The 25037-nt window shown below is 68.8% G+C and carries 18 protein-coding genes; 7 read left to right on the plus strand and 11 right to left on the minus strand.

Going from position 1 to position 25037, the window contains the following annotated elements:
- The 3 genes from astB (at position 1) to HWX31_RS05910 (ending at position 3453) form a co-directional block, all read left to right on the plus strand.
- Positions 1-1341, plus strand: a complete 1341-nt coding sequence (gene astB, locus HWX31_RS05900) for an N-succinylarginine dihydrolase (protein WP_174965149.1) — start codon at positions 1-3, stop codon at positions 1339-1341.
- 7 nt (positions 1342-1348) lie between these two features.
- Positions 1349-2389: a succinylglutamate desuccinylase gene (astE, locus tag HWX31_RS05905; RefSeq protein WP_174965172.1), complete on the plus strand. Its 1041-nt coding sequence runs from the start codon at positions 1349-1351 to the stop codon at positions 2387-2389.
- A gap of 269 nt (positions 2390-2658) precedes the next feature.
- Entirely contained in the window at positions 2659-3453 is a 795-nt protein-coding gene (locus tag HWX31_RS05910; RefSeq protein ID WP_059614629.1) for an ABC transporter substrate-binding protein, read from the plus strand.
- Positions 3454-3549: 96 nt separating this feature from the next.
- Here the strand turns inward: HWX31_RS05910 and HWX31_RS05915 are convergent, their stop codons facing one another.
- Both HWX31_RS05915 and cdpA read right to left on the minus strand, forming a co-directional pair.
- Positions 3550-5034: an HDOD domain-containing protein gene (locus tag HWX31_RS05915; RefSeq protein ID WP_174965148.1), complete on the minus strand. Its 1485-nt coding sequence runs from the start codon at positions 5032-5034 to the stop codon at positions 3550-3552.
- 31 nt (positions 5035-5065) lie between these two features.
- Entirely contained in the window at positions 5066-6808 is a 1743-nt protein-coding gene (gene cdpA, locus HWX31_RS05920; RefSeq protein ID WP_208456075.1) for a putative bifunctional diguanylate cyclase/phosphodiesterase, read from the minus strand.
- A gap of 281 nt (positions 6809-7089) precedes the next feature.
- On the opposite strand from cdpA, the gene HWX31_RS05925 reads away from it, so the two are divergent.
- The gene (locus HWX31_RS05925; RefSeq protein ID WP_174965146.1) at positions 7090-7644 is read left to right on the plus strand and encodes a peroxiredoxin; all 555 of its coding nucleotides are present in this window, start codon (positions 7090-7092) and stop codon (positions 7642-7644) included.
- A gap of 58 nt (positions 7645-7702) precedes the next feature.
- Here HWX31_RS05925 and HWX31_RS05930 read toward each other — a convergent pair whose 3' ends face one another.
- Positions 7703-8332, minus strand: coding sequence for an SDR family oxidoreductase (locus HWX31_RS05930; protein WP_059614616.1), 630 nt, complete (start codon positions 8330-8332; stop codon positions 7703-7705).
- A gap of 230 nt (positions 8333-8562) precedes the next feature.
- On the opposite strand from HWX31_RS05930, the gene HWX31_RS05935 reads away from it, so the two are divergent.
- Positions 8563-10032: an NYN domain-containing protein gene (locus HWX31_RS05935; RefSeq protein WP_175933878.1), complete on the plus strand. Its 1470-nt coding sequence runs from the start codon at positions 8563-8565 to the stop codon at positions 10030-10032.
- A 47-nt stretch (positions 10033-10079) separates the two neighbouring features.
- On the opposite strand, the gene HWX31_RS05940 is transcribed toward HWX31_RS05935, so the two are convergent.
- From HWX31_RS05940 to HWX31_RS05975, 8 genes are all read right to left on the minus strand, one after another.
- Positions 10080-10463, minus strand: coding sequence for a VOC family protein (locus tag HWX31_RS05940; RefSeq protein ID WP_059619214.1), 384 nt, complete (start codon positions 10461-10463; stop codon positions 10080-10082).
- A 143-nt stretch (positions 10464-10606) separates the two neighbouring features.
- Positions 10607-13912 carry an efflux RND transporter permease subunit gene (locus tag HWX31_RS05945; protein WP_174965695.1) on the minus strand — a complete coding sequence of 1102 codons (3306 nt, stop codon included), beginning with the start codon at positions 13910-13912 and terminating at the stop codon, positions 10607-10609.
- A gap of 3 nt (positions 13913-13915) precedes the next feature.
- Positions 13916-17029 (minus strand): MdtB/MuxB family multidrug efflux RND transporter permease subunit, encoded by a 3114-nt coding sequence (locus HWX31_RS05950; RefSeq protein WP_174965694.1) that lies wholly within the window; start codon positions 17027-17029, stop codon positions 13916-13918.
- A gap of 15 nt (positions 17030-17044) precedes the next feature.
- Positions 17045-18406, minus strand: a complete 1362-nt coding sequence (locus HWX31_RS05955) for an MdtA/MuxA family multidrug efflux RND transporter periplasmic adaptor subunit (RefSeq protein ID WP_174965693.1) — start codon at positions 18404-18406, stop codon at positions 17045-17047.
- Between the two features lie 224 nt (positions 18407-18630).
- Positions 18631-19455 (minus strand): IclR family transcriptional regulator, encoded by an 825-nt coding sequence (locus tag HWX31_RS05960; protein ID WP_059960622.1) that lies wholly within the window; start codon positions 19453-19455, stop codon positions 18631-18633.
- A gap of 483 nt (positions 19456-19938) precedes the next feature.
- Entirely contained in the window at positions 19939-21897 is a 1959-nt protein-coding gene (locus HWX31_RS05965) for a PhoX family protein (RefSeq protein ID WP_059619205.1), read from the minus strand.
- Positions 21898-22056: 159 nt separating this feature from the next.
- Positions 22057-23250 (minus strand): ammonium transporter, encoded by a 1194-nt coding sequence (locus HWX31_RS05970; protein WP_059614594.1) that lies wholly within the window; start codon positions 23248-23250, stop codon positions 22057-22059.
- 253 nt (positions 23251-23503) lie between these two features.
- A complete protein-coding gene (locus HWX31_RS05975; RefSeq protein ID WP_174965692.1) occupies positions 23504-23839 on the minus strand; it encodes a hypothetical protein in 336 nt (111 codons plus the stop codon).
- A gap of 186 nt (positions 23840-24025) precedes the next feature.
- Between HWX31_RS05975 and HWX31_RS05980 the strand changes: the two genes are divergently transcribed.
- Positions 24026-24433, plus strand: a complete 408-nt coding sequence (locus HWX31_RS05980) for a BCAL1086 family glycoprotein (RefSeq protein WP_415493108.1) — start codon at positions 24026-24028, stop codon at positions 24431-24433.
- A gap of 94 nt (positions 24434-24527) precedes the next feature.
- Positions 24528-24983 carry an Rrf2 family transcriptional regulator gene (locus HWX31_RS05985; protein ID WP_174965690.1) on the plus strand — a complete coding sequence of 152 codons (456 nt, stop codon included), beginning with the start codon at positions 24528-24530 and terminating at the stop codon, positions 24981-24983.
- The last annotated feature ends 54 nt before the right edge of the window (positions 24984-25037 follow it).

The following is a 25037-nucleotide window of genomic DNA, read 5'->3' on the forward strand; positions in this document are numbered from 1 at the left end:
ATGAACGCACAAGAAGCCAATTTCGATGGACTCGTCGGCCCGACCCACAACTACGCCGGGCTGTCGTTCGGCAACGTGGCGTCGCTGAACAACGAGAAATCGGCCGCGAACCCGAAGGCCGCCGCGAAGCAGGGCCTGCGCAAGATGAAGCAGCTGGCCGACCTCGGCTTCGCGCAGGGCGTGCTGCCGCCGCAGGAGCGCCCGTCGCTGCGCCTGCTGCGCGAGCTCGGCTTCTCCGGCAAGGACGCGGACGTGATCGCGAAGGCCGCGAAGCAGGCGCCCGAGCTGCTCGCCGCGGCGAGCTCCGCTTCGGCGATGTGGACGGCGAACGCGGCGACGGTGAGCCCGTCGGCCGATACCGGCGACGGCCGCGTGCACTTCACGCCGGCGAACCTGTGCAGCAAGCTGCACCGCGCGATCGAGCACGAGTCGACGCGCCGCACGCTGTCGACGCTGTTCGCCGATCCGACGCGCTTCGTCGTGCATGAAGCGCTGACCGGCACGCCGGCGCTCGGCGACGAAGGCGCGGCGAACCACACGCGCTTTTGCGCGCAGTACGGCCAGCCGGGCGTCGAGTTCTTCGTGTACGGCCGCTCGGAATACCGCCGCGGGCCGGAGCCGAAGCGCTTCCCGGCGCGCCAGACCTTCGAGGCGAGCCGCGCGGTCGCGCATCGCCACGGGCTGAGCGAGGATGCGACGGTCTATGCGCAGCAGGACCCCGACGTGATCGACGCGGGCGTGTTCCACAACGACGTGATCTCGGTCGGCAACCGTGACACGCTGTTCACGCACGAGCGGGCGTTCGTCAACAAGCAGGCGGTCTACGACACGCTGACGGCGGCGCTCGACGCGCGCGGCGCGCACCTGAACGTGATCGAGGTGCCGGATGCGGCGGTGAGCGTCTCCGATGCGGTGACGTCGTACCTGTTCAACAGCCAGCTGCTGTCGCGCGCCGACGGCTCGCAGGTGCTCGTCGTGCCGCAGGAATGCCGCGAGAACGCGAACGTCGCCGCCTACCTGGACAGCCTCGCGGCCGGCCACGGCCCGATTCGCGACGTGCTGGTGTTCGACCTGCGCGAGAGCATGAAGAACGGCGGCGGGCCGGCGTGCCTGCGCCTGCGTGTCGTGCTGAACGATGCGGAGCGCGCGGCCGTCACGTCGAACGTGTGGATCAACGACACGCTGTTCGCGTCGCTCGACGCATGGATCGAGAAGCACTATCGTGACCGCCTCGCGCCGGACGACCTGGCCGACCCGGCGCTGCTCGACGAGTCGCGCACCGCGCTCGACGAACTGACGCAGATCCTGCGCGTCGGGTCGCTGTATGACTTCCAGCGCTGAGGCCCGCATGCGCGACGCGGCCTGGCTCGACGACTTCCTCGCGTTCACGCTGGCCGGCGAAGCGCCGGCCGTGCGCGACGGCGTCTGCGCCGGCGGTGCGGTGCGCTGGCAGTGGCAGGGCGAGGGGCTGCTCGCGCTCGAGCCGGGCGCGGCGGACCCGGCAGGTTTGGCATCGAGCCGCAGCGTGCTCGTGTCGGCCGGCGTGCACGGCGACGAGACCGCGCCGATCGAGCTGCTGTCGATGCTGGTGCGCGACGTCGCGGCCGGCACGCTGCCGCTCGCGTGCCGGTTGTTCGTCGTGCTCGGCAATTCGCCGGCGATGCGCGCCGGCGGGCGCTATCTCGACGACGACCTGAACCGCCTGTTCGGCGGGCGCCACGCGCAGGTGCCGGACAGCCGCGAGGCGCCGCGCGCCGCGCAGCTCGAGGCGGCCGCCGCGGCGTTCTTCGCCGCTGCGCCGGACACGCCCGGCGCGCGCTGGCACGTCGACATGCACACGGCGATCCGCGCGTCGGTGTTCGAGCAGTTCGCGCTGCTGCCGCATACGGGCACGCCGCCGTCGCGCGCGATGATCGAATGGCTCGGCGATGCGCGCATCGCGGCGGTGCTGCTGCATACCGCGAAGGGCCATACGTATTCGCATTTCACGGCCGAGCATTGCGGCGCGCTCGCGTGCACGCTGGAGCTAGGCAAGGTGCGGCCGTTCGGCCAGAACGACCTGACGCGCTTCGCGGCCGCCGACCTGGCGGTGCGCCGGCTGGTGTCGGGCGCTCGGCTTGACGAAGGCGCTCCGTTGCCGCGCGTGTTCACGGTGATCGACCAGATCACGAAGCAGAGCGACGCGCTCGAGCTGTTCGTCGCGGCCGACGTCGCGAACTTCACACCGTTTCCGCGCGGCACGGTGCTCGCGCAGGATGGCGCGTACCGCTACACGGTGCGGCACGACGAGGAGCGGATCGTGTTTCCGAACCCGTCGGTGAAGCCGGGCCTGCGTGCGGGCCTGCTCGTCGTCGACACCACGCGCGAGACGCTCGCCGCGCTCGTCTGACGCGCGGGGCAGCGGCGGCTGCCTTGCGCATTTGCGACATCGTCTTGCAAGTTCCGCATGCGCGCCGCGTGGCGGCGTGCACGCAGTGCAGCAGGCCGCGCGGCCGGCCGCTTTGCCGTGACGGCGCGCGGGGATTGGTACAATCGCGGCCTTGCGGCTGTTGCGCCGCATCACGGCGACGCATCGCGATTGTCCGGCCGTTCCGGCCCTGCAATGATGCATGCGCACGTTGTTCCAGAACTATCCGTTCGTATCGAGGAGATTCCCTGATGAAGTTGGATTGGCGAAAAGTGGCCGCGCACGCGGTAGTGACGGCGGTGGCCGTGGCGGCGGGCAGCGCGTTTGCCGCGGATCTGAAGGAGATCCGCTTCGGCGTCGAGGCATCGTATGCGCCGTTCGAATACAAGACGCCCGACGGCAAGCTGACCGGCTTCGACATCGATATCGGCAACGCGGTGTGCGCGAAGCTGAAGGCGAAGTGCGTGTGGGTCGAGAACGACTTCGACGGCCTGATCCCGGCGCTGCAGGCGCGCAAGTTCGACGCGATCAACTCGGACATGACGATCACCGACCAGCGCAAGCACGCGATCGCATTCACCGATCCGATCTACACGATCCCGAACCAGCTGATCGCGAAGGCGGGCAGCGGCCTGCAGCCGACTCCGCAGTCGCTGAAGGGCAAGCGCGTCGGCGTGCTGCAGGGCACGATCCAGGAAGCGTACGCGAAGAAGAAGTGGGCGCCGGCCGGCGTCGACGTCGTGCCGTACCAGACGCAGGATCTCGCGTATGCGGACCTGAAGTCGGGCCGTCTCGACGCGGCGTTCCAGGATTCCGAAGCGGGCGCGAAGGGCTTCCTGTCGAAGCCGCAGGGCGCGGGCTTCGCGTTTGCGGGCGGCACGGTCAGCGACGCCGAGATCCTCGGCACGGGCGTCGGCTTCGGCCTGCGCAAGAACGACGCGGCGCTGAAGACCGCGCTCGACCAGGCGCTCAAGGACCTGAAGGCGGACGGTACGATCGACAACCTCGCGAAGAAGTATTTCAGCGTGCCGGTGACGCTGAAGTAAGCGCGCGGTCCGATCCGTCGCACAAAGCAAACCGGCCGCTGATGCGGCCGGTTTGCTTTTGGGGGAGGGGTTTGCGGTGCCGGCCCGCCGGGCCGCTCAGTGCTTGAAGAACCGCGCCAGCTCCCGCGCCATCTCGTTGAGCACCGCCATTTCCTGCTGCGTGATCTTCCGCGCCGGCTGCGCGCCCGCCCAGTCGCCATACAGCAGCGCGACCGAACCCGCGCCGACGCGCACCGGCAGCAGCACGAACGCGTGCGCGTCGTCGAACGCCTCCAGATACCACGCCGGCAAGCGCTTCATCATCTTCGGCTCGCGCGCCTGCTCGATGAAGATGCCGACGGAATTGGTGATCGCGAGGTGGAACACGTCCGGCTCGAAGCGCTCGTTGAAGCGCAGCTTGTCGAGCGCCGCGTCGACGCCGGCGCCGAAGCCGAGGCGCGCGGCGAACGTGCCGTCGTCGTGCCGCACGAACATCACCGTGCGGGTGAACGCGAGCCCCGCGAGCAGGCTTTCCGACGCGAGCGCGAGCACCGGCGTCAGCACGTGCTCGGACGGCAGCGCGCGCAAGTCCGAGAGGCCCGCCTCGAGGCAGGCCTCGGGCTCGCCCTGCGCACGCGCAATCGCGTCCGCGTTCGCGCGCAGCTCGACGATCTCGCGCATCACGGTATCGCTCGCTTCTTCGCGCACCAGCCGGTCGGCGATCTCGACGAGTGCGTCCGGGCCCGTTTCGAGCACCGCGCCGTAGTGCTGCGCGAGCGACGCGATGCGCGCGTCGCGCTGCGGGCTCGCCGGCATCGCCAGCGCACTCGCGACGTCGGTCGAGCAGCGGCTCACCGTGCGCAGCCACGCGATTTCGCTGGCCGGGCTGTCGTCGTCGGCCGTGTCGCGCGCTTCGCCGTCGACTTCCACGAGGTCGTGGCCGTCGTCGTCGGTCATGCTCGCGCGGATCACGTCGGGCAGCCGCCAGCGGGCCGCCGCCTCGAGGCCGATCTCGTCGAAGCCGACGCCGAGCACGTCGACGCAGGCTGCCTCGTCGTCGCCGTGCAGCTCGGCGGCGCGCCGACGGATCCGGTCCCATTCGCTGTCGAGGTAGCAGACGACCAGCAGCTTGCCGACCTGGCGCATCAGCGTGCAGACGACCGCTTCCTCGCCGGCGCGCAGGTCTACGTGCTCGGTTAGCTTGCGGGCGACGCAGCCCGACAGCAGCGCGCGGTTCAGTTCGAGCTTCGCGTCGATGCGGCGCGACGTGCTCTGGTGGAAGTGATCGACGAGCTTCAGGCCGACGACGAGGTGGCCGACCGCGTCCATGCCGAGCACCATCAGCGCGCGGGTCACGGTCGTGATGTTGCCGCCGAACGCCATGTACATCGCGGAGTTGGCAAGCCGCAGCACTTTCTGCGTCAGGGCGAAATCGGACAGCACGACGCGCACGAGCGCGGTGAAGTCGAGATCGTCGTTCTTCATCGCGGCCATCGTCGCGCGCAGCGATTCCGACAGCAGCGGGAAGTCGCCCCGTTCGTTCATCCGGTCCCACAGCTTGTCGAGCAGCGTCGTCCGGGGCAGGTGTTCGGTGATTGACATACGGATCGGTTCGGTTCGCGTGGGCGGCGCGTCAGGCCGCCTCGTGCAGGCGGAGCTGCTGCGCCTCGAAGCGCTGCGCCAGTTCCTCGGACGGCAGCGCCTGGCAGACGAGCCAGCCCTGGATATGGTTGCAGCCCATCTCGGTCAGCAGTTCGCGCTGCGCCTCGGTCTCGACGCCTTCGGCGACGAGTTCGAGATCGAGCGTCTGCGCGAGGCCGACGACGGCCGACACGATCGCGCGATCGTTGCGCGACGTCAACAGGTTCTCGACGAAGCTGCGGTCGATCTTCAGCTTCGCGAGCGGAAAGCGCTGCAGGTAGGCGAGGCTCGAATAGCCGGTGCCGAAATCGTCGATCGCGAAGCGGATGCCGAGTTCGGTCAGCTCTTCGAGCAGCCCCTTCGCGCGCGCCGGATCGTGCATCAGCAGGCTCTCGGTGATCTCGAGCACGATCCGGCGCGGATCGATGCCGGTCAGCGAGATCGCGTCGCGCACGCTCTGCGTGAAGCGCGGATCGCGGAACTGCTGCGGCGACACGTTGACGGCGACGTACTGCAGCGGGAGCTCCTGGCGGTCCCATGCGACCAGCTGCATGCACGCGGCCTTCAGCACCCAGTTGCCGAGGTAGTTGATGAGGCCGATCGATTCCGCGAGCGGAATGAAGGTCGCCGGCGGCACGAGCCCGTGCACCGGATGGCGCCAGCGGATCAGCGCCTCGACGCCGACCACCGCGCCCGACTGGCTGCGCGTGATCGGCTGGAAGTGCAGCGAGAATTCGCCGTTGCGCACGCCGTCGTAAAGGTCGGCCTCGAGCTTCAGGCGCTCGGCGTCGGAGCGATCGTCGAGCGGCGTGTGGAACGCGAGCGCGTTGCCGCCCGACGCCTTGGCCTGCTCGAGCGCATGATCCGCGCGGCGCAACAGCGGGCTGTGGTGCTGTGCGCGATGCGTCGCCGCGCGCTCGTCCGGATAGAGTGCGATGCCGATGCTCGCGGACAGGTGCACGGGCTGCCCGTTGTACACGTAAGGCTGCCGCACCGCGGCCTGCAGCCGGCGGCCGAGCGCGCCCGCGATGTCGCTCGCCCGCGCGCGGTCGGCGGCGGTGAACACCACCGCGAACTTGTCGCTCGCGACCCGCGCGAGCTGCTCGTCCGGCGTCACGAGTGCCTGCAGCCGCTGCGCGGTTTCGCGCAGCAGCGCGTCGCCGGCGTCGTAACCGAGCGCGCGGTTGATCCGCTGGTAGTCGTCGAGGTCGAGCAGCACCAGCGCCGCGCAGGTGCCGGACTCTTCAGCGAGCTTCTGCGCGCTCATCAGCGCGGGCACCAGTGCCGACAGGTTGTCGAGCCCCGTCATCGGGTCGTGATGCATCTCGTAGGTGAGGCGCGCCTCGAGCGCGCGCCACGACGACACGTCGAACGCGGCGACCGCGAAGCCGTCGACGCCGTGGTGGCGGCTCTTCACCGCGCGCAGCTCGACGTCGAGCGGGTAGGTCAGCGACTTGACGATGCACATCGTCGCTTTCTCGAGCTGGCCGGAACGCGCGGCGCGCGCGAGCAGGTCTTCGAGCGCCGCGGTATCCTGTTCGGCGATCAGGTCGCGCAGCGTCAGCGTGTGCAGGTAGTCGCGGTGATAGCCGATGAAGCGCAGGCTCGCATCGGAGACGTACAGAAAGCGCAGTTCCCGATCGACATGGGCGAGGAAGTCCACCGGGCCGACCGTCTGCTCCAGCCAGTTGCGCACGGTGTCGTCGCGACGCGGCGCGCCGGCGCGCGCGGGCATCAGCGCGCCGCCCGACCAGGCGAAGCGGCGCAGCGTATGCAGGGCGCTGCGCCAGGAGCCCTTGCGTGGCGTCTGTTTCCTGTTGGCTTCCATGTTTCTCGCTGACGTGAAGGGCTGGAACCGGTTGTCCGCAACAAATAACGGCAAATCACGCGGAATCTTTAATTCATGCGCGGCCCGCATGGAAGCGGTTCCGCGCGACCGGATCAAGTGCAGATGTTCATTGGTCGAACATTTGCGAACACGTATCGAGGTTGACTTTATAAGAAATGAGGACGCAGATGAAGCGAAAACTGACGGTGATGTGCGCCGCGGCGGCGCTGGCAGCGGGTCATGCGCTGAACGCGCAGGCGGAACTGAAGGCGGGCGATGCCGCGCCGGATTTCACGACGCAGGCGTCGCTGGGCGGCAAGACTTACACGTACTCGCTCGCCGACGCGCTGAAGAAGGGGCCGGTCGTGCTGTACTTCTACCCGGCCGCATTCACGAAGGGCTGCACGATCGAGGCGCACGCGTTCGCGGATGCGGTCGACCACTACGCCGCGTACGGCGCGACCGTGATCGGCGTATCCGCCGACAAGATCGACACGCTGACGAAGTTCTCGGTCAGCGAATGCCGCAGCAAGTTCCCGGTCGCCGCCGACCCCGACGCGCGGATCATCCGCGCGTACGATGCCAAGCTGCCCGCGCTCGACCGCGCGAACCGCGTGTCCTACGTGATTTCGCCGGAAGGAAAGATCCTGTACGAGTACACGAGCCTGTCGCCGGACAAGCACGTCGAGAATACGCTCGGCGCCGTCAAGGCGTGGGCGGACGCGCACCCGAAGCAGCAGTAAGGATGACGGCGGCGGCCGCCCGGCGGTCGCGCGGCCGCCGGGGCCGCGGGGGCGGGCATCACGCGCGCAGTGCCTGCTCGATCGGCACGCCGCCGCCGACGAAGCCGATGGTCTTGCGCGAGATGCCGAGCTTGATCGCCTCGATCGCGGCCCAGGCGACGTCCTGGCGCGACACGGGCGGAGCCGGGTCGAGGCGCTCCTCGGTCAGCGCGATCTTGCCGACGCCGGGCTCGTCCGCGAGCGGGCCGGGGCGCAGGATCACGTAGTCGACGCCCGACGCGATCACGTGGTCGTCGCCTTCGCGTTTCATCTGCGAATAGTGGCGCAGCGCGTCGGGGCTGCGCTCGGGCCAGTAGGCCGACAGCGAACTGATCACGACCAGCTTCTGCACGTTGCAGGCCAGCGCATAGTCGGCCGCGCGGGCGACCGCGTCGCGGTCGATCTGCTCCTCCTCGGCCGCGCCGTCCGACTCGGCCGACCCGGCCGCGTAGATCGCGTGCGTGACACCCTGGAACGCGTGCGAGAAGTCGCCCGCGAGGTCGGCCTCGATCACCTTCGCGCCCGGCAGCGTGTAGCCGTGCCGGCGCACGAGCGCCGTGACCTCGAATTCCGGCTGCTTGAGCAGCAGATCCGCGCAGGCCTGGCCGGTGCGGCCGGTTGCGCCAATCAGCAGTACCTTCGTCGTCATGAAACCGCTCCTTGCTCGATGCGTCGTCGGTCCAGATGGGGACGGACGACCGATACTCAAGTGTATGTCGAATTGGCCCGGCGGCGGGCGGGGAAATGGGGGCATACCGGAAGGCGTACCGGCTAGGGCGTACCGGCTTCTGCTGAAGCGACACGCGAACCGGCTATCATGTGCGCCATGCATTTTTTGCCGCAACGCGACGACGCGTCGGCCAACCGGTTGGAGTACACATGGCATTACCCCTCGATAACGTCAGCATGGCGGTGTTCTGCGACTTCGAGAACGTCGCGCTCGGCGTGCGCGACGCGAAGTACGAGAAGTTCGACATCAAGCCGGTGCTCGAACGGCTGCTGCTGAAGGGCAGCATCGTCGTCAAGAAGGCCTATTGCGACTGGGATCGCTACAAGGGCTTCAAGGCGTCCATGCACGAGGCGAGCTTCGAGCTGATCGAGATTCCGCACGTGCGCCAGTCGGGCAAGAACTCGGCCGACATCCGGCTCGTCGTCGACGCGCTCGACCTCTGCTATACGAAGTCGCACGTCGACACCTTCGTGATCATCAGCGGCGACTCGGATTTCTCGCCGCTCGTGTCGAAGCTGCGCGAGAACGCGAAGAAGGTGATCGGGGTCGGCGTGAAGCAGTCGACGTCGGACCTGCTGGTCGCGAACTGCGACGAATTCATCTTCTACGACGATCTCGTGCGCGAGCAGCAGCGCGCGCTCGCGAAGCGCGAACAGCAGCGCGCCGGCAACGGCGGCGCGAAGCGGCCCGACGAACCGTCCCGCAAGCCGGAGCTCGAAGCGCGCCGGACCGAGGCGATCGCGCTCGCGGTCGAGACTTTCGACGCGCTCGCGTCGGAGCGCGACGACGTCGGCAAGATCTGGGCGTCGGTGCTCAAGAGCGCGATCAAGCGCCGCAAGCCGGACTTCAACGAGTCGTATTACGGCTTCCGCGCGTTCGGCAACCTGCTCGACGAAGCGCAGGCGCGCGGCCTGCTCGAAGTCGGCCGCGACGACAAGTCGGGCGCGTTCGTGTCGCGCGCGCGCCAGGCCGCGGCGGCGGAGCCGGCGGCGCTCGCGGCGCACGCCGATGCGCCGGCGGCACCGGACGACGCACGGGCGGTCGAACCTGCGCACGCCGAACGCGAGCGCCGTCACGGGCGGCGCGGCGCGGCGCACGCGCAGGAAGCGGCGGCGCCGGTCGTGGCCGAAGCGGTCGAGCGCGATGTGGTGGACGCCGCCGCGCCGGAAGCGGCGGGGCACACGGACACAGCTGGCCCGGCCGGTCCGGGCGATGTGCACGACGAGAAGAAGGACGGCCGCAAGCGTGCGCGCAAGAGCGCGGCAAAGAAGGCCGGAACGAAGAAAGGCGACGCGAAGAAGGCTGACGTGAAGGAAGCCGACGCGCGGCAAGGCGACGAGCAACACGGTGACGCGAAGCATGCCGACGCGAAGCACGGCGAGCGCAAGCACGGCGACGGGAAGCATGCGGAGCGGGCCCACGCGGATGCTCCGCAGGTCGAGATGAACTTCGTCGACAGCGCGCATGCCGACGCGGCGTCGGCAGGCACGAAGGCGGCTGACGTCGCCGCCGTGGAGCCGCACCCCGAAGCGGCCGCCGACGCCAAGCCGAAAAAGCCGGCCCGCAAGACGGCGCCGCGCGCGCGCCGTCCGCGCAAGACCGCGCCGGCCGCCGAGTAAGCGCCGGCCGCCGCGCACGTCGGTTGCGGCGGTTGCGGCGGCGCGGCCTAGCTGCCGAGCGAGTAGGGCTGGGTCATCACTTCGAGGAAATGGCCGTCGGGATCGTCGAAATACACGCCCCGGCCGCCGTTGTGCCGGTAGATTTCGCCGGCGCGCTGTTTCGACGGATCGGCCCAGTACGCCAGCCCGCGGTCGCGAATGCGCGCGAAGACCGCGTCGAACTCGGCTTCGTCGATCAGGAACGCATAGTGCTGTTTCGCGATGTCGCCCGGCCGTTCGTAGAAATCGAGCGATACGCCGTTGTCGAGCTGGACGACCAGCATCGGCCCGAACGGGATCGGCGGCGGCAGCGCCAGCAGCTCCGTCAGGAACCGGGTCGACGCGAGCTTGTCGCGGCACCAGACGATCGTATGGTTCAACTGGACGTTCACGTTGTGTCCCCGTGACGCGCGCGCGGCAGCGCGCTTGCATACACGATAGTCGATGCTTGCCCGCGTTCAAGGCGGGCAGGCCGGGAGACGGGGCGCGGCCGCCGCGCGTCCCGTCGGCCCCGGCCGACCGCCGTCAGTCTCCGTCAGCTGCCCGCGACCGTCGCGCCGCCCGACGACCCCCGGCCGCGGCGCTTCTCGACCCACACCCGCAGCCGGTCCATGTACAGGTAGACGACCGGCGTCGTATAAAGCGTCAGCATCTGCGACACGATCAGGCCGCCGGCGATCGCGATCCCGAGCGGCGCGCGCAGCTCGGCGCCGTCGCCGCTGCCGAACGCGAGCGGCACCGCGCCGAGGAGCGCGGCCATCGTCGTCATCATGATCGGCCGGAAGCGCAGCAGGCACGCCTCGTGGATCGCGTCGAACGACGACATCCCGCCGTTGCGCGTCGCATCGATCGCGAAGTCGACCATCATGATCGCGTTCTTCTTCACGATGCCGATCAGCAGGATCACGCCGATCAGCGCGATGATGCTGAACTCGGTCCGGAACAGCAGCAGGCCGAGCAGCGCGCCGACGCCGGCCGACGGCAGCGTCGACAGGATCGTGATCGGGTGGATGTAGCTCTCGTACAGCACGCCGAGCACGATGTAGACGGCCATCAGCGCGGCGAGGATCAGGATCGGCTGGTCGTTCAGCGATTGCTGGAACGCCTGCGCGGTGCCCTGGAAGCTGCCGTGGACGGTCGGCGGCATGCCGATCGCGGCCATCGTCTCGTAGATGACCTGCGTGGCCTGCGACAGCGACACGCCGGGCGGCAGGTTGAACGAGATCGTCGTCGCGACGAACAGGCCCTGGTGATTCACCGACAGCGGCGTCGTGCTCGGCCCGAACGTCGCGATCGCCGACAGCGGGATCATCGTCGACTTCGACGTCGACACGGCCGCGCCCGACGACGCGCTCGACTTGCCGCTCGCCGCGATCGAATTGAGCGCCTGGTTGCGCGCGGAATCGGCCGCGATCGCGGCGGCGCTCTGCGCGCCGGTGCCGGCGCTCGACGTGCCGGCCTTCGTCGCGACGTAGGTGCCTGCCGCCGAGTTGGTCGTCTGCGCGCCGCTCGCGCTGCCGCCCGACGTGCTGACCCACACCTGGTTCAGCATCTGCGGGCTCTGCCAGTATTTCGGCGCGACTTCCATCACCACGTGGTACTGGTTCAGCGGGTTGTAGATCGTCGAGACCTGGCGCTGGCCGAACGCGTCGTACAGCGTGTTGTCGATCTGCGCGGGCTTGATGCCGAGCCGCGCGGCGGTCGCGCGGTCGATCGTCACCATCGCCTCGAGGCCGCCCTGCTGCTGGTCGGAGTTCACGTCGGTCAGCTCGCGGCGCTTCTGCAGCGCCTCGGTCAGGAGCGGCCCCCACTTGTACAGCTCGGCGCTCGAATCGCCGAGCAGCGTGAACTGGTATTGCGCGTTGCTCTGCCGGCCGCCCACGCGGATGTCCTGCGCGGCCTGCAGGAAGGTGCGCGCGCCCGCGACGTCGGCGAGCGGCCGGCGCAGCTGCTGGATCACCTGGTCGGCCGACAGCTTGCGCTCGGTGCGGTCCTTCAGCGTGACGAACATGAAGCCCGAGTTGGTCTGCGAGCCGCCCGTGAAGCCCGCGACGCTCTTCACGTTCGGGTTGCCCTGCACGATCCGCATCATCTCCGAGAACTTCAGCTTCATCGCCTGGAACGACGTGCTCTGGTCGGCCTGGATGCCGCCGATCATCAGCCCCGTGTCCTGCTGCGGGAAGAAGCCCTTCGGCACGACGATGTACAGGTAGACGTTCAGGCCGATCGTCGCGAACAGGATCGCGAGGATCATCAGCGGATGGCGCAGCGCCCACGACAGCGAGCGCTCGTAGCCGTGCTGCATGCGCGTGAAGCCGCGCTCGAGGAAGCGCGCGAAGCGGCCCTCGTCGCGCTTGTCGTGCGCGTCGGGGAGCAGCCGCGCGCACATCATCGGCGTGACGGTGAGCGACACCGCGAGCGACACCGCGATCGCGAGCGACAGCGTCAGCGCGAATTCGCGGAACAGCCGCCCGACGATGCCGCCCATCAGCAGGATCGGCAGGAACACCGCGACGAGCGACAGGCTCATCGACAGCACCGTGAAGCCGACCTCGCGCGCGCCGTCGAACGCGGCCTGCAGCCGCGGCGTGCCGTTCTCGATGTGGCGCGAGATGTTCTCGAGCACGACGATCGCGTCGTCGACGACGAAGCCGGTCGCGACGATCAGCGCCATCAGCGACAGGTTGTCGATCGAGAAGCCGAGCAGGTACATCGCGCCGAACGTGCCGACGATCGAGATCGGCACCGCGACGCTCGGGATCAGCGTCGCGCGCCAGTTGCGCAGGAACAGGAACACGACCATCACGACGAGGCCGACCGCGATCAGCAGTGTGTGCTCGGTGTCGCGCAGCGACGCGCGGATCGTGGTCGAGCGGTCGAGCACGGGCGTGACCGTGATGTCGGCCGGCAGCGACGCGGTGAGCTGCGGCAGCGCCGCGCGCACGCGGTCGATCGTCTCGATGATGTTCGCGCCGGGCGAGCGGTAGAGGATCACGAGCACCGCGCGCTTGCCGTTCGCGAGGCCCAGGTTGCGCAGGTCCTCGACCGAATCGACGACGTCGGACAGGTCGGCGAGCCGCACGGCCGAGCCGTTGCGGTACGCGACGACGAGGTCGCGGTATTGCGACGCCTGCGAGGCCTGGTCGTTCGTGTAGAGCTGGTAGCGCTGCGGGCCGAACTCGATCGCGCCCTTCGGGCTGTTCGCGTTCGCCGACGCGAGCGCCGCGCGCACGTCCTCGAGGCCGATGCCGTAGTGGAACAGCGCCTGCGGTTCGAGCTCGACGCGCACCGCCGGGTTCGCGGAGCCGCTGACCGACACCTGGCCGACCCCGTCGATCTGCGACAGCGACTGCTGCAGCACGGTCGACGCCGCGTCGTACAGCTTCGCCGGCGACGAGGTTTCCGACGTCAGCGACACGACCATGATCGGCGAATCGGCCGGGTTGACCTTGCGGTAGGTCGGATTGCTCTTCAGCGCGGCCGGCAGGTCGGCGCGCGCCGCGTTGATCGCCGCCTGCACGTCGCGCGCCGCGCCGTCGATGTCGCGGTTCAGCCCGAACTGCAGGATGATCCGCGCGTTGCCGACCGTGCTGGTCGACGTCATCTCGGACACGTCGGCGATCGAGCCGAGATGCCGCTCGAGCGGGCTCGTCACGCTGGTCGCGACGGTCTCCGGGCTCGCGCCGGGCAGCGACGCCTGCACGAGAATCGTCGGGAAGTCGACCTGCGGCAGCGGCGACACCGGCAGCTTGATGAACGCGAACAGGCCCGCGAGCGCGACGCCGAGCGCGAGCAGCGTCGTCGCGATGGGGCGGGTGATGAAGGGGCGGGACAGGTTCATCGGTTACGCGTCCGTGCGCGTGCCCGCGGCGGGGCCGTGGCGTTCGAACCAGCCGCGCACGCGGCGCGCGAGCGAATCGAAGCCGAGATAGATCACGGGCGTCGTGAACAGCGTCAGCACCTGCGACACGATCAGGCCGCCGGCAATCGCGATGCCGAGCGGCTGGCGCAGCTCGGAGCCGGCGCCGGAGCCGACGATCAGCGGCACCGCGCCGAGCAGCGCGGCGAGCGTCGTCATCAGGATCGGCCGGAAGCGCAGCAGGCACGCCTGGTAGATCGCCTCGCGCGGCGGCTTGCCTTCCGCGCGTTCGGCCTCGAGCGCGAAGTCGATCATCATGATCGCGTTCTTCTTCACGATGCCGATCAGCAGCACGATGCCGATGATGCCGATGATGTCGAGGTCGTGCCCGGTCATCATCAGCGCGAGCAGTGCGCCGACGCCGGCCGACGGCAGCGTCGACAGGATCGTGATCGGGTGGATGTAGCTCTCGTACAGCACGCCGAGCACGATGTACATCGTGACGATCGCCGCGAGGATCAGGAACAGCTGGTTCGACAGCGACGCCTGGAACGCGAGCGCCGCGCCCTGGTAGCGGGTCTGGAACGACGCGGGCAGGCCGATCTCCTGCTCGGCCGCGCCGATCGCCTTGACCGCCTCGCCGAGCGACGCGCCCGGCGCGAGGTTGAACGAGATCGTCGTCGACGGGAACTGCGACAGGTGCGACACGAGCAGCGGCGACGGCCGCTCGCGGAACGTCGCGATCGAGGCGAGCGGCACCTGGCCGCCGCCCGCGGACGGCACGTACAGATTGTTCAGCGAGTCGGTGTAGTGCTGCATCTGCGGCTCGGACTCGAGGATCACGCGGTACTGGTTCGACTGCGTGAAGATCGTCGACACGATGCGCTGGCCGTATGCGTCGTACAGCGCGTTGTCGACGGTCGCGGGCGTGATGCCGAAGCGCGCGGCGCTCGCGCGGTCGATCTCGATGTACACCGACTGGCCGCCGTTCTGCAGGTCGGTCGCGACGTCGGCGAGCGACGGCTCCTGCTTCAGGCGCGACACGAGCTTCGGCACCCAGGTCGCGAACTCGTCGGCGTTCGGGCTCGTCAGCATGAACTGGTACTGCGTCGGGCTGACGGTCGAGTCGATCGTCAGGTCCTGCACCGACTGCATGTAGAGCGAGATGCCCGGCACGTGCGACACGCGCTGGCGCAGGTCGCGGATGATTTCCGCCGCCGTCTCCTTGCGCTGGTCGCGCGCCTTCAGGTTGATCAGCATCCGGCCGCTGTTCAGCGTGATGTTGGTGCCGTCGACGCCGATGAACGAGGTCAGGCTCTCGACGTTCGGATCCTTCAGGATCTCGGCGGCAAGCTGCTGCTGGCGCTCGGCCATCGCGCCGTACGAGATCGACTGCGGCGCCTGCGTGATCGCCTGGATCACGCCGGTGTCCTGCGGCGGGAAGAAGCCCTTCGGGATCAGCACGTACAGCAGGCCCGTCAGCACGAGCGTCAGCACCGCGACGACGAGCGTCGAGCGCTCGCGGTTCAGCACCCATTCGAGCGCGACCGCGTAGCGCGCGATCACCCAGTCGATCGCCTGGTGCACGCGCGCCTCGAAGCGGTGGCTTTCCGGCGGCGGCGAGTGGCGCAGAAGCTTCGCGCACATCATCGGCACGAGCGTGAGCGACACGATCGCCGAGATCACGATCGTCACCGCGAGCGTGATCGCGAACTCGTGGAACAGCCGCCCGACCACGTCGCCCATGAACAGCAGCGGGATCAGCACGGCGATCAGCGACACCGTCAGCGAGATGATCGTGAAGCCGATCTGCTTCGAGCCCTTCAGCGCGGCCTCGAGCGGCGGGTCGCCGTCCTCGACGTAGCGCGCGATGTTCTCGATCATCACGATCGCGTCGTCGACGACGAAGCCGGTCGCGATCGTCAGCGCCATCAGCGACAGGTTGTTCAGCGAGAAGCCCGACAGATACATCACCGCGAGCGTGCCGATCAGCGACAGCGGCACCGACAGGCTCGGGATGATCGTCGCGTAGACGTTCGCGAGGAACAGGTACATCACCAGCACGACCAGCGCGACCGCGAGCATCAGCTCGAACTGCACGTCGCGCACCGCCGCGCGGATCATCGTCGTGCGGTCGGTGACGATGTGCACGTCGAGCGCCGCGGGCAGCGATTCCTGCAGCTTCGGCAGTTGCGCCTTGATCGCGTCGACCGTCTGGATCACGTTCGCGCCGGGCTGGCGCTGCACGTTCAGGATGATCGCGGGCTCCGCATCGACCCACGCGCCGAGCTTGGTGTTCTCCGAGCCGGCGACGATCTTCGCGACGTCGGTCAGCATCACCGGCCGGCCGTTCTTGTACGCGACGACGGCGTCCTGGTACTGGTCGGCGCTCGTCAGCTGGTCGTTCGCGTTGATCGTGTACGCGCGCGTCGGGCCGTCGAAGTTGCCCTTCGGCGTGTTGACGTTCAGGTTCGAGATCGTCGTGCGCAGGTCGTCGAGGTTCAGCCCGTACTGCGCGAGCGCGGTCGGGTTCGCCTGGATCCGCACGGCCGGGCGGTTGCCGCCCGACAGGCTGACGAGGCCGACGCCCGCGACCTGCGAGATCTTCATCGCGAGCCGCGTGTCGGCGAGATCCTGCACCTGCGTGAGCGGCAGCGTCTTCGACGTGACCGCGAGCGTCAGCACCGGCGCGTCGGCCGGGTTGACCTTCGCGTAGATCGGCGGCGCGGGCAGGTCGGACGGCAGCAGGTTGCCGGCCGCGTTGATCGCGGCCTGCACTTCCTGTTCGGCGACGTCGAGCGGCAGGTCGAGCGCGAACTGCAGCGTGATCACCGACGCGCCGGCCGAGCTCTGCGACGACATCTGGTTCAGCGACGGCATCTGCCCGAACTGCCGTTCGAGCGGCGCGGTCACCGACGACGTCATCACCTCGGGGCTCGCGCCGGGATAGAAGGTCTGCACCTGGATGGTCGGGTAGTCGACCTCGGGCAGCGCCGCGAGCGGCAGGAAGCGCAGCGCGACGAGGCCGGCCAGCATGATGGCCGCCATCAGGAGGGCGGTGCCGACCGGCCGGAGAATGAAGATGCGGGACGGATTCATCGGACGGTCCGCGCGTTACCGTGCCGGCGCTTGCGATGCGCCGCCGCGATGCTGGCCGCGGTGCTCGCCTTGCGTGCCGGATGCGCCGGAGGCCGCGCCCGCGCCGTGCGCGCCCGGTGTTCCCGACGCGCCCTTCGGCTTGTCGGCCGGGATCGTGATCGTCGAGCCTTCGCGCAGGCGGTCGGACCCGTCGGTGACGACCCGCTCGCCGACCGCGACGCCGTCGACGATGCTGGTGCGCTCGCCGTCGACCGGGCCGATCTTGACCTTGCGAACCGTCACCGTGCCGTCCGGCTTGACGACGTAGACGAACTGGCCGATCGAGCCCGTCAGCACCGCCGAGGTCGGCACGATCGTCGCGTCGCGGACCGTGTCGACGAGCAGCCGCGTGTTGACGAACTGATTCGGGAACAGCAGCCCGTCCTGGTTCGCGAACGTCGCGCGCAGCTTGACCGTGCCGGTGGCCGTGTCGATCTGGTTGTCGAGCGTCTCGAGCGAGCCGGCCTCGAGCGGCACCGTGTTGTTGCGGTTGTACGCGGTGACCGACAGCTTGCTGCCCGCGTTCATCTGCTTGAGGATCTGCGGCAGGTTGTCCTCGGACGTCGTGAAGATCACGCTGATCGGCTGGATCTGCGTGATCACGACGATGCCGTTCGTGTCGCCCGGCGTCACGTAGTTGCCCGGGTCGACCTGGCGCAGGCCGACGCGGCCCGACACCGGCGCGGTGATGCGCGCGTAGACGAGGTTCAGCTTCGCGGAATCGATCGCCGCCTGGTCGGTTTTCACCGCGCCCTCGTACTGCTTGACGAGCGACGCCTGCGTGTCGACCTGCTGCGACGCGATCGAATCCTGCGCGAGCAGCGTCTGGTAGCGCTTCAGGTCGAGGCGCGCGGTCGCGAGCAGCGCCGCGTCGCGCGCGTGCGTGCCTTCGGCGTTCTCGAGCGCGTTCTGGTACGGGCGCGGGTCGATCTGCGCGAGCACGTCGCCCTTCTTCACGAGCTGGCCTTCCTGGAACGCGACCGACTGCAGGTAGCCCGACAGCTGCGTCTTGACGGTCACGTTCGCGAGCGGCGTCACGGTGCCGAGCGCGGACAGCACGATCGGCATTTCGCCGCGCGTCGCGGCTGCGACCTGCACCGGCTGCGGCACGTTCGCCATCGCGGCCGGGCCGCCGCGGCCATGGCGGCCGCTGCCCGCGCTCGCACCCGTGCCGGACTTGCCGTCGGACGCGCCGCTCCACGGATGCCACCACAGCAGGCCGCCGGCCGCGACGAGCGCGAGCGCGCCGAGCATCAGCTTGCGGCGCGGGCGGCGCGCGGCGGGGGAGGCGGGCGCAGGGTCGTGCGCGGGGGGCGTGGGCTTTTGTTGGTTGTCCATCGGTTCGGTCTGAAAGACGGCGTGCCGCGAGGCGGGCAGCGCATGTGCATGCGGCGTCAGGGGGAGCCGGCCGGGCCCCGTCCTGCGCGGGAAAAGAGCGGTGCGCACCGCGAGGGCGGCGCGACGATGGGCATGATGCTACGTCCCGTCCCCGTTACAGTCCAGCGGTCTATCTTTCAACGGGTTACGTTCGTTACAGAACGCGACGGACGGGGCCGCGCACGTCAAGCGACGCGGCGCCGGGCGGGCGCGCCGCCGATCTCGCGGGTGATCTTCGCGATGCATTCGTGCAGCGCCGGCACCACGTGCTCGTCGAGCCATTCGGGCGGGCACTGGTGCGACGCGCCGCCGCAATTGACCGAATAGCATTGGCCCGACGGGCCGACGAACCCGGCGGCGACCGCGTTCAGGCCCTCGCGCCATTCGCCGATCGCGATCGTGTGGCCCTGGCGCTGCGCATCGTCGAGCGCGGGGTTGAGCCGCGCGAACACGTGCGGCCAGTCGTCGCCCGCCGCGGCCCGCAGCGCGTCGATCAGCCCGCGGCGTTCGTCGTCCTCGAGCGCGGCGAGATACGCGCGGCCGACCGCGGTGCGCGCGATGTCCATCCGCGAGCCGATCTCGAGGCGCGTGACGAGCACCGCCGAGCGCGGCCGGATCACGTCGATCGCGACCATGTCGAGGCGGTCGCGCACCGCGAGGTGCACGGACAGCGACGTGCGCTCGGCCAGCTCGATCATGAACGGCCGCGAGCGCGCGCGGATGTCGAAGTTGCGCAGGAAGCCGTGGCTCAGCTCCAGCACCGACGCGGTGAGCACGAACCGCTCGCTGTCGGGCAGCTGGAACAGGAAGCCGGCGCTGACGAGCGTCGCGGTGATCCGCGACACGGTCGGTTTCGGGATGCCGGTCAGTTCGGTCAGCTCGCGGTTGCTGACCGGCGCGTCGGCGGCGGCGATGCGCCGCAGCACGGCCAGGCCGCGCGCGAGCGCGGTGATTTCGTCGGGCGACGATTCGCGTTCGCGGGAAGCAGGAGGATTCACGGGTGTCGACACGGGGCGTTCTCTCTATTTCCGAAACTGGATTTCAATTTTGTTGGAATTGTAGGATGATTGTCAAAGGATGCATGTTATTCGGGTCAACCGGTCATGACATGGGATTTTACGGGTTCACCCTTGGTTTATTAGGAAAACTCCTGATCCTGCATCGCGGAAAACCGCATCGTTGGATGCAAATACCGCTTGACTTGTCCGGCGGAAACGGAAAGAATGTCTCACGTTTTCGAAACATCGTTTCGCAGTTTAACCGGCAACGATGTTTTGCGCAGTCTCTCAGGTTCTAGCACGGCCCTCGGAATGGCTAGAACTTTTTTAGCGCCACGGTCTCCGTGGCGCTTTTTTTTTGCGCGCGCCCGGCACGGGCGAAAAAAAAGCGCGACGCCCGCAAGGGGCATCGCGCGTGAAGCAGCGTAGCGCCACGAATGAAACGTGATGAAGCAGGGGGCGGTTCCCGTCGCCGACGGGAACCGGTGCAGGGCGTCAGGCCTTCGCGAGCTTGATGCTGGTCGGCTCGGCCGTCAGGTAGCCGACGCTCGCGCCGAAGCGGTCCTTGAAGTTCGCGCGTACGAGCGGATCGAGGGTCGGCTTGACCTTGTCGTGCAGCGGCGACTCCCAGTCGCCCGCGTGCTGGAAGTTGCTCATGATGTAGGTCCAGCCGTTGATCTCGTCGACCGCGTGCAGGCCCGTCGATTCGGCGCCGGCCGGGCAGGACAGCACGCGCGTGAGCGCCTTCGTGTCGACGTTGTACGCCCACAGGAAGTTGTTCACGTGCATGCCCGAGTCCTCGCCGATGAAGAGCGTGCGCAGCTTCTCCGAGAACTTCAGGTTGTCCGGGTTCGCGATCTTGTCCGGGTTCGCGAGGTTGCCGAGCGCGTCGGCGGCGGCGAGGTCCTCGCCGACCAGCGCGGCCGGCGCGCTCATGTCGACCGGCACCCAGTCGCTGTCGATCGCGGCGCCCGACGTGTCGCGCTGGCCGCCCTTCAGGTTCAGCGCGTAGACGGCGCCCGCGGCGATCTTCTTGTCGAGTGCGACGTCGCGCGACACCGCGTTGCCCTTGACCATCGACGTCTCGATCCGCGACATCGCCGTGTAGACGATCTTGTCCTTCGCGTTCACCGTCGTGCCTTCGAGCTTCGTGAACGCCATGCTGCCGCCGAGCAGCGCCGCGTAGCGGTGCGTCTCCAGGAACGCGGCGGCTTTTTCCATGCCCGGTTTCACGCGGATCCAGTTGAACTTGCCGCCGAAGTGGACCTTCGTGAAGCTCGCGTCGGCCGGATCGGTCGTCGACACGTCCATGATGTCCGATGCCTTCAGCGTGTTCGCGAGCGCCTCGATCTCGGCGCTCGTCGCGTGGCCGATCTTGATCCACGTGAGCGTCGCGGAGCCCGCGCCCGCCGACGACGTCTGCGTCCACTTCGCGACGTACAGCGTACCGGCCGACAGGTCGGCCGCCTTGTCGGCGACGAACATGAACAGGCCGCCGTTGGTCGCGTCGTCGCCCATCATCACGGTGCGCTGGTCCGGCAGCACCTGGATCAGCTCGTGCGAGATGCGGCCGAGGCAGTAGTGCTTCTTCACGGTGCCGGTGCCGTCCGGGTTCACGGTGATCTCGGGCAGGTGGCCGTAGTGATACGGGTTGGCCTTCGTCTCGTCGCCGAACGTGTTCCGGCTGAATGCCTTGAACTGCGCGTCGGTCGCGGCCTTCGTCGCGTCCGGCTCGTATTCCTCGCTCGACAGGTGCGTGCCCCACGGCGACAGGCTCGCGCCGCAGGTGATCCACAGGCCGTGCGCCTTGGACGTGTCGACGTTGTGGTACTTGACGAGCTTGAGCGCGCCGGTGGCCGGGTCCTGGTCGAGCGTGAGCACCGCGATCGGCGACGGCAGCTGGCCGTACTGCGACACGCTCGCCTGGTCGCGCGTCGTGTATTCGAACTGCACGACCGCGAACACCGTATTGCCCTTCACGCCGGGCACGTTCGCGTTCTTCAGCGTCAGCAGCGAGCTGCCGTCCGGGCAGTCCGAATAGAACTGGCGCTCCTTGCCCGCGACCGAGCGGTCGATGATCGGCTGGTTGTTGATGTCGTAGTAGCCGCCCGCGAGGATCGTGCCGCCCTTGCCGTCCGGCACCAGGTCGCCCGTCACGAAGAACGGCCGGTAGGCGAGCTTGAAGTTGCGCGACGTGCCGTCGGAGAAGGACACCGACAGCGTCGAGCCCACCGTCGTCGTCGCCATGGCCGCCGGGTTGTCGAGCGCGGGCGCCGCCATCGACGCGAAGCTCGCCGCGGCGAATGCCGCGGCGGCCGGCGTCGCGGCCGGATTGTCGTCGCCGCCGCAGCCCGTCAGCAGGGCGGGCAGCGCGAGTCCGGAAAGGGGAAGCATGGGCGCGCCGGCGAGAATCTTCAGGGCCTGGCGACGGGAAGCATTGGGCAACGCGGGCATGTGGTGTCCAGTTTCGGTTGTTGGAAGCGTCGTCGCCTTCGCGTTGCTTGCGATCGCAAGCCGGGCGAAGGCGAATTGAAAACTGAACCGAAGTGTAGGGACGCCAGATGAAAGTTTTTTGAATCGAAGTTGTAGGGTTGTCGAGTGTTCGCTCGAATCTCAGTCGCGTTCGGGCGTCGCCGAAATGCGGTGGATCGACAGGTCGGCGCCGTCGAATTCCGCCTCGCGGTCGAGGCGCAGGCCGACCGTCGCCTTCAGCGCGCCGTAGACGAGCGTGCCGCCGGCGAGCGCGATCGCGATGCCGCCGAGCGTGCCGACGACCTGCGAGCCGAACGCGACGCCGCCGAGGCCGCCGAGCGCGGGCAGCCCGAACACGCCGGCCGCGATGCCGCCGAGCGCGCCGCACATCCCGTGCAGCGGCCACACGCCGAGCACGTCGTCGATGCGCCACTTGTTCTGCACGCGGGTGAACATCGCGACGAACAGCGCGCCGGCCGCGGCGCCGGTCGCGAGCGCGCCGATCGGGTGCATCACGTCGGACCCCGCGCAGACCGCGACGAGCCCCGCGAGCGGGCCGTTGTACGTGAAGCCCGGATCGTTGCGGCCGGCCATCCATGCGGCGAGCGTGCCGCCGACCATCGCCATCAGCGAGTTCAGCGCGACGAGGCCGCTCACCTTGTCGAGCGTCTGCGCGCTCATCACGTTGAAGCCGAACCAGCCGACCGCGAGCACCCAGGCGCCGAGCGCGAGGAACGGGATGTTCGACGGCGGGTGCGCGGCGATCCGGCCGTCGTTGCCGTAGCGGCCGTGGCGCGCGCCGAGCAGCAGCACGGCGGGCAGCGCGACCCAGCCGCCGAACGCGTGCACGACGACCGAGCCCGCGAAATCGTGGAACGGCGCGCCGAACGCGTGCGCGAGCCACGCCTGGACGCCGAAGCGCTCGTTCCACGCGATGCCTTCGAAGAACGGATAGACGAAGCCGACGATGATCAGCGTCGCGACGAGCTGCGGGTTGAATTTCGCGCGCTCGGCGATGCCGCCGGAGATGATCGCCGGAATCGCCGCGGCGAACGTCAGCAGGAAGAAGAAGCGCACGAGCGCATAGCCGCTGTGCTGCGACAGCGTGCCGATGTCGTCGAAGAACTCGACGCCGTACGCGATCGTATAGCCGATGAAGAAGTACGCGATGGTCGACACCGAGAAATCGACCAGGATCTTCACGAGCGCGTTGACCTGGTTCTTCTTGCGCACGGTTCCCAGTTCGAGGAACGCGAAGCCCGCGTGCATCGCGAGCACCATGACGGCGCCGATCAACAGGAACAGCGTGTCGACGCCGGATTTCAGACCATCCATTCCGAGGCTTCCTTGCTCAAAAAGAGGGCGAGGAACGCAAAAATCGAGCCAAGCTGGTGAACGGCTGCGTGGAATTGGTGCGGCGCGCGCTGCCGGATGGGGCGCCGGCGCGATGCGCGCGCACCGGGGAGTGGCGCCTGTCCAAAACGGGGCGGCAGCGGTCGCACGGGTGTAGTGCGTGACGTTCCGATCTGGTGCGGACGAGGCGCGCAATGGTGCGCGATGGTGCGGCATCGCGCACCGGCCCGGCGCGTCAGCAGCGCCGGAAGAACAGGCGCGGGCGGCGCAGCCGCGCGGCGCAGGCGCACCAGTACGCGGCGACGGCCGCGAGCCCGAGCGCGGCGAACACGATCGCCGCGAAGCCGGCCGGGGACGCGTCGGCGCTGTCGGCCGCCAGCAATTCGCGTGCGACGATCAGCGCGGCCGTCCAGAAGCCGAGAATCCCCTGCGTGAGCAGGCGCGCGGACGCGATGCGGCGCGCGCGGCCGATCTCCGGCGGGTGGCGCGCGCACGGCGCGCGCAGACACAGGAGCCAGGCGACGGCCAGCAGGGCCGCCAGGATGATGAGCCAGTTGACGAGAAAGTCCATGAAATGCGGATCGCGGGCGACGCGGGTCGGGGGGGCTTCACTTTAGGGCGATCGCACGCGCGATTGAATCAGACGAATCCGAAATTGAAAGCTGTTTTTAACCCGGAGTGAGCGAAATGCGGCGTGCATCGGCGGTATCATCGACGTCGTTTCAACCAGAAAGGCCGCGCGGCGCGTGGCCGGGGAATGCAGATGAAGGCAAGTGAATGGCGAGTGAGCGGGCACGGGCCCGCGCTGGCGGTTGCCGCCGCGTGCGCGGCGCTGCTGCTCGGAGGATGCGAGAAGTCGGGCTCGCCCGCGCAACCCGACACGGCCGCGAGCGCGGCCGCCGACGCGGCGAAGCACGCGGCGCAGGCGATCGACCAGGTGACGAGCGCGGCGAAGGCCGGCATCGCGTCCGCGGCGTCCGCCGTGCCGCCGCTCTCCGCGAGCGGCCTCGCGTCCGCCGCGCAGGCGCAGATCGACGCTGCGGCGTCCGCGGTCGTCGCGCACGCTGCGTCCGAAGCCGGCGCGAAGCTCGCGGAAGCCGGGCGCAAGCTCCAGCAGTGGAGCCAGCAGGGCGCGTCCGCCACCAAGCCTGCCAGCGGCCAGTGAGCGGCCGCTTGCACGATTCACTAAATGTAATTATCATGGTTACACATTGTCGCCGGCAGCCGGTTCGGACCGGCGGCGGTCGAGTGAGCAAGGAATGAATACCAGCAGCCGATTCGCGTTTGCCGTTCACGTGCTCGCCTTGCTGTCGATGCAGGAGGGCGTGCCGCTGTCGTCCGACATCATCGCCGGCAGCGTGAACACGAATCCGGCGCTGATTCGCCGGCTGCTGTCGATGCTCGCGGCGGCCGGGCTCACGACGTCCCAGCTCGGCGCGGGCGGCGGCGCGCTGCTGGCGCGCGAGCCGGGCAGCATCACGCTGCTCGACGTGTACCGGGCGGTCGACGACGCGCAGCTGTTTGCGCTGCATCGCGAGGCGCCGAATCCGGCGTGTCTCGTCGGGCGGCACATCCAGGGCGTGCTGACCGACTATATCGGCGATGCGCAGCGCGCGATGGAAGCATCGCTCGCCACCCGCACGCTGACCGACGTGACGGCCGACGTGCTGAATTCCGAGCAGCTTCGGCTGGATCGGGCCGGCGTCGGCGGATGAGCGGATGAGCGAATGACGGAGCAGTGAGCCGGCCGCGCCGCGCGTGGCCGGTGC

The sequence above is a fragment of the Burkholderia ubonensis genome (assembly GCF_902833085.1).
In the GTDB taxonomy this organism is placed as follows: Bacteria; Pseudomonadota; Gammaproteobacteria; order Burkholderiales; family Burkholderiaceae; genus Burkholderia; species Burkholderia ubonensis.